This window comes from Pseudomonas sp. W2Oct36 (assembly GCF_041060465.1).
Lineage (GTDB): Bacteria > Pseudomonadota > Gammaproteobacteria > Pseudomonadales > Pseudomonadaceae > Aquipseudomonas > Aquipseudomonas graminis_B.
This window is the reverse complement of the sequence record NZ_JAUERW010000001.1, coordinates 302,186-317,434: the sequence shown is the minus strand read 5'-3', so window position 1 is coordinate 317,434 and position 15,249 is coordinate 302,186. Positions and strand designations below refer to the sequence as shown.

The following is a 15,249-nucleotide window of genomic DNA, read 5'->3' as shown; positions in this document are numbered from 1 at the left end:
AATGAACACGCTGATCGAGGTCCGTGACCTCTCGAAAACCTTCACCCTGCACCAGCAGAACGGCGTGGTGCTCAACGTGCTGCGCGGCCTGAATTTCTCCGTCAGCGGCGGCGAGTGCCTGGTGCTCCACGGCCATTCCGGCGCGGGCAAAAGCACGCTGCTGCGCACCCTCTACGGCAACTACTTGCCGGCCGGTGGGAGCATTCGCGTGCAGCATCAGGGCGAGTGGCTGGAACTGGTCGGGGCTGCGCCCCGGGAGGTGCTGCAAGTGCGCCAGCAAACCCTCGGCTACGTCAGCCAGTTTCTGCGGGTGATTCCCCGCGTCGCCACCGTCGAGGTGGTCATGGAACCGGCGCTGGCCCGTGGCTGGAAACGCGAAGATGCCCAGGCCCGCGCCGAGCATCTGCTCGCCCGGCTGAACATTCCCCAGCGCCTGTGGCAACTGGCGCCGGGGACGTTTTCCGGCGGCGAACAGCAGCGCGTCAACATCGCCCGCGGCTTCATGGTGCCGTGGCCGGTGATGCTGCTGGACGAGCCGACCGCGTCGCTGGACGACGGCAACCGTCAGGTGGTCCTCGAATTGATCAATGAAGCGAAGAGCGCCGGTGCTGCGGTGATCGGCATCTTCCACGACCGTCTGGCCCGGGAAGCGGTGTCCGACCGTCATCTGGACATGACCCCGCCCGATCTTGACCCGCAAGCCTCAATGGCATCGATGGCATCGAGCCCGAAGGAGACCGAACAATGCTGAACGAACAGATCCTGACCCACGCCAAGATCGTCACCGCCGAGCGCGTCTTCAGCGGCACCGTGGTGCTGCGTGACGGGTTGATCAGCGAAATCGACGAGGGCATCAGCCAGTTGTCCCAGGCGCAGAACCTCAATGGCGATTACCTGCTGCCGGGGCTGGTCGAGCTGCACACCGACAACCTGGAAAAACACCTGAGCCCGCGCCCCGGTGTGGACTGGCCGTCAGCTTCGGCGGTCATGAGCCACGACGCGCAAATCATCGCGGCGGGCATCACCACGGTGTTCGACGCGCTGTCCATCGGCGACGTCAACCCCAAGGGCAAGCGCATGCAGCAACTGCCGGGCATGGTCGAGGCGATCGCCAAGGCCAACGCCGCCGACATGACCCGCGCCGAGCACCGCCTGCACCTGCGCTGCGAGGTCTGTCACCCGGACACCCTCAGCGTGTTCCGCGACCTGGTCGAGCAGCCCCTGGTGCAGCTGGTGTCGGTCATGGACCATTCGCCGGGCCAGCGCCAGTTCGCCCTGGAATCCAAGTACCGTGAGTACTACATGGGCAAATACCACCTGAGCAGCGAGCAGATGGACGCCTTCATCGTCGAGCAGGTCGCCAACTCGAAGACCTACAGCGACCGTTATCGCCGGGCGATTGTCGATATCTGCCTGGCACGCGGGCTGTCGGTGGCCAGTCACGACGACGCGACACTGGCCCACGTCGAGGAATCGGCGGCCTACGGCATGAGCATCGCTGAGTTCCCGACCACCCTTGAAGCGGCGCAGGGCTGCCGGCGTCTGGGCATGAGCGTGTTGATGGGCGCGCCGAACATCGTCCGTGGCGGCTCGCACTCGGGCAACATCGCGGCGGCGGCATTGGCCGAAGAAGGGCTACTGGATATTCTCTCCAGCGATTACTATCCGGCCAGCCTGTTGCAGGCGGCGTTCACCCTGGGCGTCCAGTTGGATGAGTCGCAGGTGTCAGCGGACGACTCGACAGGCGCCGGGCTGGCGCGTGCGGTGACCACGGTCAGCCTGGCGCCGGCCCGTTCGGCGGGCTTGCAGGATCGCGGCGAGATCCGCGTCGGCCTGCGCGCCGACCTGATCCACGCCCGGGCTGTGGGCACACTGCCGATCATTCAACAAGTCTGGCGACAAGCGAAGAGGGTGTTCTGATGGCAGGCAGGTTGATCTATCTCATCGGGCCGTCGGGTTCGGGCAAGGACAGCCTGCTGGACGCGGCCCGGGAGGCATTGGCCGCGCGGGACTGCCGGATCGTGCGGCGGGTCATTACCCGCTCGGCAGAAGCCAAGGGCGAAGCGGCCCAGGCCGTCAGCGTCGAGCGTTTCGAGGCCCTGCAGGCCCAGGGCGCGTTTGCCTTGAGCTGGTTCGCCAACGGCCTGCATTACGGCATCCCCAACGAGATCGACCAATGGCTGGCCGACGGGCACGACGTCCTGGTCAACGGCTCGCGCGGCCATCTGCCCCACGCGCGGGCGCGTTATCCGTCGCTGTGGGTGGTGTTGCTGACCGTGGATCAATCGGTGTTGCGGGATCGATTGCTCAGTCGGGCGCGGGAATCGGCCGAAGACATCGAAACCCGGCTGGCACGCAACGCGCAGTTCGCTGACGACGTGCAGGTGAGCGATCCGTCGTTGATCGTGCTGGATAACTCCGGCGCCCTGGAGCAAACGGTCGCCCGACTGTTGCAGCGACTGGAGCGAACCCCCGCATGCGCCTGACCCTGCTCGGCACGGGGGATGCGCGGCAAGTGCCGGTCTACGGCTGCGAATGCCCGGCCTGTCGCGCCGCCCACGCCGACCACCGCCTGCGCCGCCGGCCCTGTTGCGCGCTGGTGGCACTGGGCGACCAACGCTGGCTGATCGACAGCGGTTTGCCCGACCTGACCGAACGCTTCCCGCCCCGCAGCCTCAGCGGCATCCTGCAAACCCACTTCCACGCAGATCATGCTCAAGGCCTGCTGCACCTGCGCTGGGGTCAGGGTTTGGTGATCCCGGTGCACGGCCCGGTGGACCCGGAAGGACTGTCGGACCTGTACAAACACCCCGGCATCCTCGATTTCAGCCAGCCGTTCATGCCCTTCGAAAGCCGCGCCCTGGGCGAACTGCAAGTCACCGCGCTGCCGCTGCTGCACTCCAAACCGACGCTGGGTTATTTGCTGGAAGGCGGGGGACGGCGCATCGCGTACCTCACTGACACCGTCGGCTTGCCCCATGACACCCAGGCTTTTCTGCAGCGCGAGGCGCTCGACGTGCTGGTCCTCGACTGCTCCATGCCGCCCCAGGCGCAAACGCCGCGCAACCACAATGATGTGAATGTGGCGCTGCAGATCATTGAAGCGCTCAAGCCCGCGCAAGCGGTGCTGACCCATGTCGGGCATACGCTGGATGCGTGGCTGATGGAACATGCCGCAGAACTGCCTGACCACGTTCGGGTGGCGCGGGACGCCATGGAAGTCTGACCGGGGCGGGGGGGGCTGACGGTTGGCGAGTCATCCTATGACCTCCTGTCGCTCAGGTCGCTTAAACACCTGTCCCGCCTCAACTTTTGCCTGTCACGGCCGTTGCAAATGTAGTCCTACATTTTCTTCGGAGCTTGACCATGTCGTTGATTCCTCGCCGCATCGCTGGACGAATGACCCTGGCGATCCTGACATTGCTGGTGCTGACGGCGGTGGCGATTTACGCGGTCATGACCCTGGGGGGCAAACCCCAGCTGGTGGCTGCCGGCACCGAGTCGGCGGAGCAGTCAGCCAGCGCCATCACCCGTCAGCTGGCGTTACCGTTGAGCCGCATCGAAGGGACGGCGGCGGCCATGGCGCTGCTGGCAGAGACGTTGCCCCACGACGAAACCCTGTACATGAGCAATTTCCCCGGCCTGATCGACAGCCAGGGGGATTCCGCCATTGCCGGTGGCGGCGTGTGGCCGGAGCCCAACGCCTTTGCGGCAGGCACTGAGCGTCGCAGTTTTTTCTGGGCCCGCGACCCTGCCAACCGACTGGATTTCTCGGACGAATACAACCAGGCCAAAACGCCGCCTTATCAGGCTGAGTCCTGGTACACCGGCGCCAAGTCCGCACCGGCAGGGCGTTGCGTCTGGTCCGATGCGTATCAGGACCCGGTCAGCGGCGTGGCAATGACCACCTGCAGCGTGCCTTACCGGGCCCAGGGCGCGTTCGCCGGTGTCGCGACCATCGATCTGAAACTGGACGGTCTGGCGGCGTTCCTCAAAGACAAAGGCGGCGTCACCGACGGGTATGCCTTTGCGGTCGATCCGTCAGGGAATCTGCTGTATTTCCCCGATGCGAAGGGGACCAAGGGCCTGTTGACCATTACCGGATTGAGCCAGGAGCAAACCTGGTTCAAGCCGGTGGCTGATCAGCTGGCGAGCAACACCTCAGCCCTCTCGACCCTGCGGATCGAGCACGACGGTCGGCTCAACGGCCCGGCCTACGTCACCCTGGCGACCATGGCCGGCACGGGCTGGCGCATTGGGCTTGTGACCCCGGAAGCCCGGGTTGTCGGCCTGGCCAACCGCCTCACCGGACAGATTCTGTTGTTCCTGTTGCCGCTTTTGGGCGTGCTGCTGGGTCTGGCCTGGCTGGCCGGCAAGCGGCTGCTGGCGCAACTGGAGGAAACCACTGCTCAGATCTCAAGCCTGGGCCAAGGCGGTCAGACTGACACTCAACTGGCGATTTTGCGCGCCGACGAGATCGGCGCGTTGCGTGAGTCGGTCAACCGCTATGCCGGTTCCCTGCGCGACATGCTGCACCGCATCGCCGAGGAATCGGTGTCTCTGGAGCACCAGGCCAACGAGCTGGCGCAGTTGTCCCAAGGCGTCGCCGAACGGGCCGAATCCCAGCGTCAGGACAATACGCTGCTGGCCACCGCGATCACCGAGATGTCGGCCAGTGCCAATGAAGTCGCCCAGAACACCACAGACTGCTCCGACACCGCACGCCGTTCCCTGGGCGATGCGCAGAAGAGCCAGGATCAGGTCAACAGCAACAGCCAGTCCATCGAAGTCCTGGCGACGGACATTGCCGGGGCGGCGGGCGCCATTACCCAGCTGGGCGATGACATCGAGCGCGTGGGCAGTGTGCTGGAGGTGATCAAGTCGATCTCCCAGCAGACCAACCTGCTGGCCCTGAACGCCGCCATTGAAGCGGCGCGGGCAGGGGAGCAGGGGCGTGGTTTTGCGGTGGTGGCTGATGAGGTGCGCACCCTCGCCGGGCGAACCCAGGCGTCGGCGAACGAGATTCAGGAGATGATCTCGCAACTGCGTCAGGCCTCCAGTGCGGCGGTCTCGACGATGCAAAACGGTGCCACGCGCACCCGTGAGTCGGTGCAGCAGGCGGTCAACGTCGCCGCCACACTGGGCACGACCGTCTTCAGCTTCGACGACATCGTTCAGCGCGCCCATCAGATCGCCGTGGCCGCCCAGGAGCAAAGCCACGTCACCCACGAAATCAACGAACTGGCCGTGCGCATTCACGCCTCCAGCGAACAAGGCGCGCGGGACGCCGGCACCCTGCGCGAACTGGGCAAAGGCATGCAGTCGATCTCCGGTCGCCTGGGTGCACTGAGCCGAGGTGGCCGAGAGGGGTAAGGCACTGTGCGCGCTGTCCAGGCGGGGTGTGAGCACGATCAAAGCTTCGGCGTCTGAAACGCCGTCTTCGTGAGCAAGCTCACTCCCACATGGACTGTGTTGCCAGGAAATTGAGGGTGGTCAAGCCGGCCTCTTCCCGGCTGAAGCCGGTCCTACTAAAGACATCGCATGCCTGTAGGACCAGCTGAAGCCGGTCCCACTAAAAAAACCGCGTGCCGTAGGACCGGCTTCAGCCGCCGGTCATGTTCATGAAGCGCACCACCTGGACGTCATCGTTGAGCTCGAAGTTGTGCTTCCACGGCTTCAACTGCATGGCGTTGACGATGGCTTTTTCGAGCTTGTCCGGTTGACCCGGATTGGCCCGGAGCACGGCTTTCAGGTCGGCGGAATGCTCGTTACCCAGGCACAGCAACAGACGTCCTTCCACCGTGACTCGAACCCGGTTGCAGGTCGCGCAGAAGTTATGGCTGTGGGGCGAGATGAAGCCGATGCGGATGTGCGGCGCTTCAGCTACCCGCCAGTAGCGCGAAGGCCCGGACGTGGACTCGGTGGAATGCACCAGGGTGTAGCGCTCGGCGATGCGTTCGCGCACCTGCTCGCTGGAGTAGAACGACTCGGCGCGGCTGTGCTCGCTGATGGTCCCGAGGGGCATCTCTTCGATAAACGTGATGTCGACGCCACGATCAATGGCGAAGGCCACCAGATCATTGATCTCGTGGTCGTTGCGGCCCTGCATCACCACGCAGTTGAGCTTGGTGCGCTCGAAACCGGCCGCGTTGGCGGCGTCGATCCCGGCGATGACCTTGCTCAGGTCACCGGTGCGGGTCAGTTCCTTGAAGCGCGCCGGGTCAAGGCTGTCGAGGCTGATGTTGAGGCGCTTGAGGCCGGCTTCGAACAGCGGCACGGCGAGTTTGTCGAGCTGCGAGCCGTTGGTGGTCATGCACAGTTCGCGCAGGCCGGGCAGGGCGGCGATGCTGCGAACCAGCCCAACGATGCCGGAGCGCACCAGTGGCTCACCGCCGGTCAGACGAATCTTCTTTGTGCCCAGCGCGACGAAGCGCTCGGCCAGTTGATGGATTTCTTCGAGGGAGAGAATCTGCTGACGGGGGAGGAACGTCATGTCCTCGGCCATGCAATACACGCAGCGGAAATCGCAGCGATCCGTCACCGACATGCGGACGTAATCGACCTTGCGTGAATAGCTGTCCATCAGGACTCGATCTGACATTGATTACTCTCGACAACGTGACGCGTGGCAGAAACAGGGTGCGCGCCTCGGGAAACGAGGCGCGCGGCTGCAGCGTTAAATCTGGCTACCGGTCTGCTGCTCGATGGACGCAGCAGTGACGCCGGTTGCCGAAGCCTGAATGGCTTTCGAATAGGACACGTAATACGCGAGCCCGACGAAAATTGCACCTCCCACGGCATTGCCCAGGAACACCGCAACGAAGTTTTCAACGAATTCGGTCCAGCTCAATGCGTCGGCAAAGATCGCTGCCGGAATCACGAACATGTTGGCGACCACGTGCTGGAAGCCGATGGCGACGAAGCCCATGATCGGGAACCACATACCGAGGATCTTGCCGGTCACGTCTTTACTCGCATACGACAACCAGACCGCCAGGCACACCAGCCAGTTGCAACCGATGCCGGAAATAAACGCCTGGGCAAAATCCGCGCTGGCCTTGGCCTTGGCGATGGCCAGGGTTTTGGCCAGATACGCGCCTTCGGTCAGCCCCAGCACATGGCCGAAGAAGTAGGCCACGAACAGCGCGCCCAGCAGGTTGGCCAGGGTCACCAGCGCCCAGTTGCGCGCCACCGCCGACAGCGGAATGCGCCTGGCGAACATGGCAGTGGGCAGGCTCATCATGTTGCCGGTCAGCAACTCACCGCCGGCCAGTATCACCAGAATCAGCCCGATCGGGAACACCGCAGCGCCCATCAGATTGCCCAGTGACGCCCAGGGCGCCGGGATCATCGTGCTGACATGGATGTCCAGCAAAAAGCCCAGGGCGATGAACGCGCCGGCGAGAAAGCCCAGCACCAGAATTGCCGCGGTCGGCATATGGGACTTTTTCACGCCGGCTTCAATGGTGATCTCGGCGATCTGCTGCGGTGTATTGATGGACATAGGCTTTCAGGCTCACAAGCAATGGACCGCACCGCGGCTGAACCCGCCGGCGGCACGAAAACGAAAGAGGGGTTCAAGCATCCAGTCTTGGTGCGCGGGGGTGTCAGCCGACACGGCGCCGATCCCTGTTGGGCGCTGCTGCGACGTTAAACCGCATTGCAGAGAACGCTCAAAAGACCTGATCAATTAGTGAGCACGCTACCGATCGCACCCTTGAGCGTCCAATCGCTTGTTCCGATAGGCTCATCGACGCTGTCTATCATGAGGCTTTTGATCGTGCAGCCGCTTCCATAAAGGGAAGCGGACGCGGTTTTGAGGTCAGTCTTTGGCGGCCCGGGTGATGCTGCGCTCGTAGCGCTCCAGCAGAGGCTGAATGCTGATGCCATGCAGCAGAATGCTCAGCGCCACCACGGACAATGTGAGGCTGATGGTGGTGTGGACTGATTCAGCCGGCAGGCCGTGGGTCAGCGCATAGCAGAGGTAATACAGCGTGCCGATGCCGCGAATGCCGAACCAGCCCACCAGGGCTTTTTGCGGGCGGGTCAGCAGTTTGCCACTGATTAACAGCCAGACGCTCAACGGCCGGATCACGCAGAACAGCGCCAGCCCCAGGCCGACGGCGCGCCAGTCCCAGTAACTGGCGAGGGCGGCGCCGAGGAGGGTGATCAGCAGCACCTCCATCGCGCGCTCCACCAGGCTGCCGAAGACCATCATGTCGCCCATCATCACGCCGGCTGCGAGCTGACTGTCTGAGAGCGCATCGCGATTGCCCATGATCGCCGACTCCGGATCGCTGTGGGTGTGCCCCACCATCGGGATGGCCACGTGTTCCGACGGCACCTCCGACTGGGTGGCGTTGGACTCGGCGTGACGCACGCCAATGCCCGCCGCGAACACCGCCAGGAATCCATAGGCGCCGAGGCCTTCGGCGCTGACGTAGGCAATGGCAATCAGCGCCAGGGCGAGGAAGTCGTTGGGCGACAGGGTGCTGTCGGCGTTCTTGATGCGCAGGTAGATCATCAGATGACCGACGCCACGGCCCAAGCCGTAACCCAGCATCAGCCCGACAGGTACGCCCCAGACGATGTTTTTCAGCAGCCAGCCCTGGGTCCAGTCGAAATCCGAAAAACCGTGGGTGATGAACATCAGGGCGAAAATCACGAAGGGGAACGCAGTGCCGTCGTTGAGCCCGGCCTCACCGGACAGGCCGAAGCGCACCCGATCCAGGTCCTGGGCGCTGTTGACCTGCACCAGACCGGCCAGCACCGGGTCGGTGGGCGAGAGCATGGCACCGAGCAGCAAGGAGATGGGCCATGACAGGCCGAACAGGTAATGGGCGACCAGGCTGACGCCGGCAATGGTCGCCAGCATCACTGGCCCTGCCAGCAGGTACGCCGAATACCAGCCGCTGCGGTGCAGGGGCAGGCGCAGCTTGATACCGGTATTGAACAGCGAGAACAACACGGCGATTTCAGTCAGCCGTTCCAGCCAGTGGCGCGCATCGCGAATGTCGAGCTGCGCGATGTCCAGGCCCCAGGGCCCGATCGCGGCGCCAAACGCCAGGCACACCGCCGACGTCGTGACCGGCAGCCAGCGCAGATAGGAAGAAGTCAGTGCCAGCAGCATCAGCAGGACACCGAAGACGGTCATGCAAAGAATGAAACTCATGCGGAAACATCATCAGTCAATGGGCGGGAATGACTGTGTGACTGTAGGAGGGGGGGATAGTTGAAACTAATGTGGAATGGATCCCGCGACCGGTGAAGCGCGACAGCGCGTGTTTGCCGACTAGACTGTGCGCGACCCCCTCACCTGGATTGAGCCCCATGGCATTTGACTGGCACAGCGAATCGCTTTCCCGAGACACCCCGGTCACTCACGATTACCGAAACACCCAGAACGTGCGTCGTTTCATGACCGCGCAGTGCGGGCCGGCCTTCAAGTTCGACCGTGACTTCATGGCCTGGATACGCAACGACAGCGCCAAGACCCTGGGCGATGTGGTCGATGAGTGGCAACGACGCCACGGCAATAACGCCTGATGAAAACCGGAGACAGCATGTTCACATTATTCGGGGCCGACAGATCCGGCTCGGCCGCCATCGAGATGGCGCTGACCCTGTGCGGCGCTGATTACCGCCTGGTGGGCGCCAGTTACGAGGCGGCCGGCGCTGGGCGCGATGAGCTCAAACGCCTGAACCCGTTGATGCAGGTGCCGACGCTGGTCATCCCCGGCGGCGGCGTGCTGACGGAGAGCGCGGCCATCCTCACCCACCTGGGCCTGGCCTTTCCGCTGTCCGGCCTCTTGTCTCACGACGTCCACGAACGTGCCCAGCAACTCCGGGCCCTGGCGTACCTCACCACCAACTGCTATTCGTCGATCGGCCTGATCGACTACCCGGAACGGTGGCTGCCGGACGGCGAGCCTGACCTTTTAGACCGCTTGGTCGCGGGGGCGACGCGCAAGCTGCACAGTCAGTGGGAGGTGTTCAGCGATGTGTTTGACAACCCGGTTGCCTGGCATCCCCATGCGCCCGGCGCCGTTGAGGTCCTCGCCTGCGTGGTCAGCCACTGGAGTGGGGCGCGGGAGCATCTGGGAAGGTCGCGCCCCGAGTTTTACGCCGCCCTCGGGGTCATTGATCTACATCCCGTCATCCACGCGGTGCTGCAGCGGCACGGTTGGTGAACGCGAGGTCAGTCACGGAGACAACTGACTGCGCAGCTTCGCCGGGCCGATGCCCATGCGCTGGCGAAAGGCCGTCGCCATATGCGCCTGGGAGCTGAAGCCACAGCCGTGGGCGATCTCGGCCAGTCTCGCCGTTGAGTCACGCATCAGGGCTCTGGCCTTGGCCAGGCGTCGGTCGATCAGATAACTGTGGGGGCTTTTGCCGGTGGTGTGCTTGAAGGCCCGCATGAAATAGCCCTCGGACAACCCCAGCACCTGCGCCATCGCCTGCACCCCGAGCGGGCCGTCGAGACCGGCGTCGATGAACTCATCGAGTCTGCGCATCCGGCTGGCGTTTATCGAACCTTGCAGCGGCGCGTCGACAGCGCTTTTGTCGTCGATCCGGTCAGCCAGGGCCAGCGCCCAGCCCTCCCAATCGTCCGCCGCCGACGTCTGCAACAGCGCTGCGCGCATCTTCATGGCGAGGGCGATCGCCTGGGGGTCAATGCGGTTATTGAAGGCGTGGTCGCCCGCGAGCGCCAGCCCGTCAGTGCGCAGCAGCCGCAGGTATTCACCGCCCGTGGGCGACGCCGACAACACGTCGCAACCGGCAGGCACGAACGCCAATCCATTGGGCACCGCGTCGAAGGGGTGCACCCGGTCGCTGCCGATGGCGTGCAGGCCGCGCTGACTTTCGAAGGCAAAGCCGACCGCCGCCTGGGTCGCCACATAGCGCGTGGCATAAGCGGCGGCAGGGAGCAATTCGATCATCCACGGCCCTGCCTCGACACGGCGAACCGGTTCAGACGGGAGCGGGTCAGAGGCGAGTTTTGTCGGGTTCATGGCCTTGATAGTAATCAAGTGATTCGGCAAAAGTCAGGTCAGTTTTCTGAAAGCCGGCGCGGCGCGGGTCTGCCTAGACTGGGCCATCTTTTGGAGGACACGATTTTGAGGAGTAGTCGCCCCATGCACGGACTGACCCGCAACGATATCGAACAGGCCGCTCGCCAGGTGTACGAGGTCATGCCGCCGACCGCTCAATATGCCTGGCCGTTACTGGCTGAGCGGCTGAACAGCACGGTGTGGGTCAAACACGAAAACCACACGCCCACCGGCGCCTTCAAAGTGCGCGGCGGGATTACCTTCATGCACTGGCTCAAGCGTACCTACCCGAGCGTCAGGGGCATCGTCACGGCGACGCGCGGCAACCACGGTCAGAGCCTGGCGCTGGCCGCCACTGCGCTGGGCTTGAATGCGTTGATCGTGGTGCCGGAAGGCAACTCCCCGGAAAAGAACAACGCCATGCGCGCGCTCGGCGCCAACGTGATCGAATGCGGCCGGGATTTCGACGAAGCCCGGGAGGAAGCCGCGCGGCTGGCGGACGTGCATGGGCACTATTTGGTCCCGCCTTTCCACATCGAGCTGCTCAAGGGTGTGGCCACGTATGCGCTGGAATTGTTCCTGGGAGCGCCGGATCTGCACACGGTTTACGTGCCTGTCGGTTGTGGGTCAGGGATTTGCGGGGTGATTGCCGCCCGCGACGCGCTGGGCCTGAAAACCCGGGTGGTCGGTGTGGTGTCCACCGAGGCGGCGGCCGCCAAGTGGTCCTTCGAGGAAGGCACCATATTGCAAACCCCGTCGGCGAACACCTTTGCCGACGGCCTCGCTGTGCGCCGACCCGTTCCGGCGGCCTTCGCCATTTACCGCGCAGGGGCGGAGCGCATTGTCGCCGTCAGCGAAGACGAGATTGCCGAGGCCATGCGCGTGTACTACACCGACACCCACAACCTCGCCGAAGGCGCAGGGGCCGCTGCACTGGCGGCGCTCATTCAGGAACGCCGGTCCATGGCAGGGAAAACGGTCGGGGTGATTCTGTCCGGCGGGAATGTGGACCGGTCGGTGTATGCGCGGGTAATTGCCTGAAGCTGCAAGCGGCATGCCGACCGCTTCAAGCGGCTCAGCAGGGGCCGGTCAGCGGGGGATCGCATGGAAGATGTAATTGTCGCTGTGTGAGTCGGCCATGGGCACGGACTGAGCGTTGAGATACGCCCTCAACGGCGGGTCTTCTGCCTTGATCTGCCAGGGTTGATCTGTAGGGTTGGCATCGACCTCGGCGCTTTCGCAGGCGGCGAGCAGCGTTTCGACCGAGGGCTGGTGAATCACCAGACCGTTGCCTTTCCAGCCGGCGACGGTCAGGCCCAGGGATTCGCACACCGCCACTTTACGCCGGGCATCATCGCGGTCGGTCTGGCGTGATTGCTGGACCAGCATCGCCAGCCCCTGATCCGATGCCAAGAGGCTGCCCTGCTGCCAGCTTTCCGGCGGGCAGTCCTTGGCTTGAGGTTTCAGCTCAATGAAAGGACTGATCTCCATCGGGTAGATCCGACACACCATCGGGCGCTCCAGGTACACCGAGCAGAGACCGTCTTTTTGCAGGTTCGGGCATTCAGGGATCGCATTGGCGGCCAGAATCACCGTCACCCGCAGCGTGCCCGAACCGCCAATGACCGGCGCAGACCGCCCGGCGTTGTAGGCATACTCGGGCGAATCGACGGGCCAGAGAGAATCGTCGAACGCCTCCAGCAACACCCCTACGGGGTGGCCGCGTTTGAGCCAGGTCACGGCTTCGGCCAGGGTCAAAGGTACGAAACGGCCACGGCAGCACGCGCCACACCCGACGCATTCGAATTGCACGTCGGGATCCACGGCGAGGCCATGGGCGGTGGAGGGCGCTTCTGATTCGTTGATGTCCATGTGACCTGCATCCCTGTTCGTTGATCGCTGAATCATAACTGGATGTATGCGATCAGTCAGTGGGATCGGCTTCAGCCGGGAAGAGGCACGTTTCCGCACCTCAATGCCAGGGGTCGCGTAGGGTCCTATGCAAAAAAAACGCCCCGATGTCCTGCAGGTCACGCCTGGGTCTCAACTCATCCAGTTGCCGCCATCGACGTTGTAGGTCTGGGCGACGACATAATCGCTTTCCGCTGACGCGAGAAAGATCGCCATGCCGGTGAGGTCTTCGGCGGTGCCCATGCGGCCGTAGGGCACTTCCTCGCCGACGAGCCTTTTCTTCTCGCCCAACGGCCGGTTCTCGTGTTTGGCGAACAACGCATCCACGCCATCCCAGTGCTCGCCGTCGACGACCCCCGGTGCGATCGCATTGACGTTGATCCTGTGCTTGATCAGGTTCAGTCCGGCGGATTGGGTCAGGCTGATGACGGCGGCCTTGGTCGCGCAGTAGACGCCCACCAGTGCCTCGCCGCGACGCCCGGCCTGGCTCGCCATGTTGATGATCTTGCCGCCATGGCCCTGGGCAACCATCTGCTTTGCCGCCGCTTGAAGGGTGAACAACGTGCCGGCGACATTGATCGAGAACAGCCGCTGGTAGCTCTCGCGGGTGATGTCGGTGATCGGTGCCAGATCAAACAGTGCGGCGTTGTTGATCAGGATATCCAGCTTGCCGGTGGTGGCGACGACGGCCGCAATCGCCGCGTCGATGGACGATTGATCCGTAACGTCCATCTTCACCGCGTAGGCGCTGGCGCCCAGTTCGTTGGCGGTCTGGGTCGCGCGCTGCAGATTGATGTCGGCGATGGCCACTGTCGCGCCTTCGCGGATATAGGCCTCGGCGTAGGCCCGCCCGATACCCCGGGCCGCGCCTGTGATCAGGGCGCTTTTACCTTCGAGTCGTTTCATTGAAAGAGTCATCCGTCATGGGGTGAGGTCCGGCCGACTTCCGTCGGCGGGGCGTTTATTGCTTCGGGTAACCGGCGCGCTTCATTTCCCGCTCCGTCGTCGACTGCGCGGCCGCCAGTGCCTGCTCGACGGAGGTCTGGCCGGTGAGCGCGGCCGAGAGGAGCTTGCCCACGGACGTGCCGATGGCCTGGAACTCCGGGATGGTCACGTACTGGATGCCGACATAGGGCACCGGCTTGGCCGAGGGGTGCGCCGGATCGGCGTGTTTCATCATTTCCAGTGTCACCCTGGCGAACGGCGCGGCCTTGAGATAGGCGTCGCTGTAGGTAGATGTGCGGGTGCCAGGCGGCACGTTGGTGATGCCATCCTTCTGCGCAACCAACTGGATGTATTCCTTGGACGTGGCCCAGGTGGTGAAGGTCTTGGCGGCGTCCTTGTGTTTAGAGGTCGCCGGAATCGCCAGGGACCAGGCGTACAGCCAGGACGACCCCTTGTCGGTCACTTCAACGGGCGCCGGGGCGAATCCCACGCTGTCCACGACCCTGCTTTGTTCTTTGTCGGTGGTGAACGAGCCTGCCACGCTGGCATCGACCCAGACCGCGCATTTGCCGCTGTTGAACAACGCGAGGGTTTCGTTGAAACCGTTGCTGGAAACACCCGGTGGCCCATAGTTTTTAAGGGTATTGACGTAGAAGTTGGCAGCGGCCGTCCACTCGGGGCTGGTCAGCTCGGGTCGCCATTGCTCGTCGAACCAGCGGGCGCCAAAGGCGTTGGCCATGGTCGTCAGCAAGGCCATGTTCTCGCCCCAGCCGGCCTTGCCCCGCAGGCACATGCCGTACTGGCCCTGGTCCGGGTGGTGCAGCTTGGCGGCAAACTCGCCGAGCTGGGTCCAGGTCGGGTGCTCGGGCATGCTCAGCCCGGCTTGTTTGAACAGGTCGGTGCGGTAGTAGGTCACCGTGCTCTCGCCATAGAAGGGCAACGCGTACAGGGTGTCCTTGACCGACAGGCCCTGGCGCACGGACGGGATGATGTCTTCGAGGTCGTAGCTGGCCGGCAGGTCCTTCATCGGCTCAAGCCAGCCTTTTGCGCCCCACAACGGCGTTTCATAGGTGCCGACGGTCAGCACATCAAACTGACCGCCCTGGGTGGCGATGTCGGTGGTCAGCCGCTGGCGCAGGACGTTTTCTTCAAGCACCACCCAGTTGAGCGTGATGTCGGGGTGCTGCTCTTCGAATACCTTGGACAGCCGCTGCATGCGGATCATGTCGTTGTTATTGACCGTAGCGATGGTGATCGTCTCGGCAGCCTGACTGATGCCCGCCAGTGACAGACCGGCAGACAGCAGCAGCGCGTGATGGGTGATCTTCATGGTGATCTCCAG

Annotated in this window: 15 protein-coding genes; 8 read left to right on the top strand and 7 right to left on the bottom strand. The window is 63.8% G+C overall.

The features are described 5' to 3' along the window. The first annotated feature begins 1 nt into the window (after position 1). The 5 genes from phnL to QWI18_RS01420 all read left to right on the top strand — a co-directional run bounded on the left by phnL (position 2) and on the right by QWI18_RS01420 (position 5,373). Entirely contained in the window at positions 2-751 is a 750-nt protein-coding gene (phnL, locus tag QWI18_RS01440) for a phosphonate C-P lyase system protein PhnL (RefSeq protein ID WP_369317996.1), read from the top strand. Then, the gene (locus QWI18_RS01435) at positions 745-1,920 is read left to right on the top strand and encodes an alpha-D-ribose 1-methylphosphonate 5-triphosphate diphosphatase (protein WP_369317995.1); all 1,176 of its coding nucleotides are present in this window, start codon (positions 745-747) and stop codon (positions 1,918-1,920) included. Before phnL ends, QWI18_RS01435 begins: the two co-directional genes overlap by 7 nt. Then, positions 1,920-2,486, top strand: a complete 567-nt coding sequence (gene phnN / locus QWI18_RS01430; RefSeq protein ID WP_369317994.1) for a phosphonate metabolism protein/1,5-bisphosphokinase (PRPP-forming) PhnN — start codon at positions 1,920-1,922, stop codon at positions 2,484-2,486. Before QWI18_RS01435 ends, phnN begins: the two co-directional genes overlap by 1 nt. Then, positions 2,477-3,226 (top strand): phosphonate metabolism protein PhnP, encoded by a 750-nt coding sequence (gene phnP / locus QWI18_RS01425; protein WP_369317993.1) that lies wholly within the window; start codon positions 2,477-2,479, stop codon positions 3,224-3,226. Before phnN ends, phnP begins: the two co-directional genes overlap by 10 nt. A 140-nt stretch (positions 3,227-3,366) precedes the next feature. Further along, the gene (locus QWI18_RS01420) at positions 3,367-5,373 is read left to right on the top strand and encodes a methyl-accepting chemotaxis protein (RefSeq protein WP_369317992.1); all 2,007 of its coding nucleotides are present in this window, start codon (positions 3,367-3,369) and stop codon (positions 5,371-5,373) included. Between the two features lie 229 nt (positions 5,374-5,602). Here QWI18_RS01420 and moaA read toward each other — a convergent pair whose 3' ends face one another. From moaA to QWI18_RS01405, 3 genes are all read right to left on the bottom strand, one after another. Then, positions 5,603-6,601, bottom strand: coding sequence for a GTP 3',8-cyclase MoaA (gene moaA, locus QWI18_RS01415; RefSeq protein ID WP_065991658.1), 999 nt, complete (start codon positions 6,599-6,601; stop codon positions 5,603-5,605). A gap of 75 nt (positions 6,602-6,676) precedes the next feature. Then, the gene (locus QWI18_RS01410; protein ID WP_369317991.1) at positions 6,677-7,504 is read right to left on the bottom strand and encodes a formate/nitrite transporter family protein; all 828 of its coding nucleotides are present in this window, start codon (positions 7,502-7,504) and stop codon (positions 6,677-6,679) included. A 318-nt stretch (positions 7,505-7,822) separates the two neighbouring features. Further along, a complete protein-coding gene (locus tag QWI18_RS01405) occupies positions 7,823-9,172 on the bottom strand; it encodes a cation:proton antiporter (protein WP_369317990.1) in 1,350 nt (449 codons plus the stop codon). Positions 9,173-9,330: 158 nt separating this feature from the next. Between QWI18_RS01405 and QWI18_RS01400 the strand changes: the two genes are divergently transcribed. Both QWI18_RS01400 and QWI18_RS01395 read left to right on the top strand, forming a co-directional pair. Continuing rightward, positions 9,331-9,546 (top strand): DUF6434 domain-containing protein, encoded by a 216-nt coding sequence (locus QWI18_RS01400; protein ID WP_296310846.1) that lies wholly within the window; start codon positions 9,331-9,333, stop codon positions 9,544-9,546. Between the two features lie 17 nt (positions 9,547-9,563). Then, on the top strand, positions 9,564-10,190 hold the full coding sequence (locus tag QWI18_RS01395; RefSeq protein ID WP_369317989.1) for a glutathione S-transferase: 627 nt from the start codon (positions 9,564-9,566) through the stop codon (positions 10,188-10,190). A gap of 12 nt (positions 10,191-10,202) precedes the next feature. Here QWI18_RS01395 and QWI18_RS01390 read toward each other — a convergent pair whose 3' ends face one another. Then, on the bottom strand, positions 10,203-10,940 hold the full coding sequence (locus tag QWI18_RS01390) for a helix-turn-helix transcriptional regulator (protein WP_369317988.1): 738 nt from the start codon (positions 10,938-10,940) through the stop codon (positions 10,203-10,205). 195 nt (positions 10,941-11,135) lie between these two features. Here QWI18_RS01390 and QWI18_RS01385 point away from each other — a divergent pair, with 195 nt between their 5' ends. Beyond that, positions 11,136-12,092, top strand: a complete 957-nt coding sequence (locus tag QWI18_RS01385) for a threonine dehydratase (protein WP_369317987.1) — start codon at positions 11,136-11,138, stop codon at positions 12,090-12,092. Positions 12,093-12,140: 48 nt separating this feature from the next. Here QWI18_RS01385 and QWI18_RS01380 read toward each other — a convergent pair whose 3' ends face one another. From QWI18_RS01380 to QWI18_RS01370, 3 genes are all read right to left on the bottom strand, one after another. Continuing rightward, complete coding sequence (locus tag QWI18_RS01380; protein ID WP_369317986.1) at positions 12,141-12,923, bottom strand: YkgJ family cysteine cluster protein; 783 nt, start codon at positions 12,921-12,923, stop codon at positions 12,141-12,143. Between the two features lie 171 nt (positions 12,924-13,094). Further along, positions 13,095-13,868: an L-iditol 2-dehydrogenase gene (locus QWI18_RS01375; RefSeq protein ID WP_369317985.1), complete on the bottom strand. Its 774-nt coding sequence runs from the start codon at positions 13,866-13,868 to the stop codon at positions 13,095-13,097. A 55-nt stretch (positions 13,869-13,923) separates the two neighbouring features. Beyond that, positions 13,924-15,237 (bottom strand): sugar ABC transporter substrate-binding protein, encoded by a 1,314-nt coding sequence (locus QWI18_RS01370; RefSeq protein ID WP_192131540.1) that lies wholly within the window; start codon positions 15,235-15,237, stop codon positions 13,924-13,926. Between the last annotated feature and the right edge of the window lie 12 nt (positions 15,238-15,249).

Excerpts from the sequence above, each read along its gene's own strand:
- phnL (WP_369317996.1), top strand. The coding sequence starts at position 2 with ATGAACACGCTGATCGAGGTCCGTGACCTCTCGAAAACCTTCACCCTG.
- QWI18_RS01435 (WP_369317995.1), top strand. The coding sequence starts at position 745 with ATGCTGAACGAACAGATCCTGACCCACGCCAAGATCGTCACCGCCGAG.
- phnN (WP_369317994.1), top strand. The coding sequence starts at position 1,920 with ATGGCAGGCAGGTTGATCTATCTCATCGGGCCGTCGGGTTCGGGCAAG.
- phnP (WP_369317993.1), top strand. The coding sequence starts at position 2,477 with ATGCGCCTGACCCTGCTCGGCACGGGGGATGCGCGGCAAGTGCCGGTC.
- QWI18_RS01420 (WP_369317992.1), top strand. The coding sequence starts at position 3,367 with ATGTCGTTGATTCCTCGCCGCATCGCTGGACGAATGACCCTGGCGATC.
- moaA (WP_065991658.1), bottom strand. The coding sequence starts at position 6,601 with ATGTCAGATCGAGTCCTGATGGACAGCTATTCACGCAAGGTCGATTAC.
- QWI18_RS01410 (WP_369317991.1), bottom strand. The coding sequence starts at position 7,504 with ATGTCCATCAATACACCGCAGCAGATCGCCGAGATCACCATTGAAGCC.
- QWI18_RS01405 (WP_369317990.1), bottom strand. The coding sequence starts at position 9,172 with ATGAGTTTCATTCTTTGCATGACCGTCTTCGGTGTCCTGCTGATGCTG.
- QWI18_RS01400 (WP_296310846.1), top strand. The coding sequence starts at position 9,331 with ATGGCATTTGACTGGCACAGCGAATCGCTTTCCCGAGACACCCCGGTC.
- QWI18_RS01395 (WP_369317989.1), top strand. The coding sequence starts at position 9,564 with ATGTTCACATTATTCGGGGCCGACAGATCCGGCTCGGCCGCCATCGAG.
- QWI18_RS01390 (WP_369317988.1), bottom strand. The coding sequence starts at position 10,940 with ATGATCGAATTGCTCCCTGCCGCCGCTTATGCCACGCGCTATGTGGCG.
- QWI18_RS01385 (WP_369317987.1), top strand. The coding sequence starts at position 11,136 with ATGCACGGACTGACCCGCAACGATATCGAACAGGCCGCTCGCCAGGTG.
- QWI18_RS01380 (WP_369317986.1), bottom strand. The coding sequence starts at position 12,923 with ATGGACATCAACGAATCAGAAGCGCCCTCCACCGCCCATGGCCTCGCC.
- QWI18_RS01375 (WP_369317985.1), bottom strand. The coding sequence starts at position 13,868 with ATGAAACGACTCGAAGGTAAAAGCGCCCTGATCACAGGCGCGGCCCGG.
- QWI18_RS01370 (WP_192131540.1), bottom strand. The coding sequence starts at position 15,237 with ATGAAGATCACCCATCACGCGCTGCTGCTGTCTGCCGGTCTGTCACTG.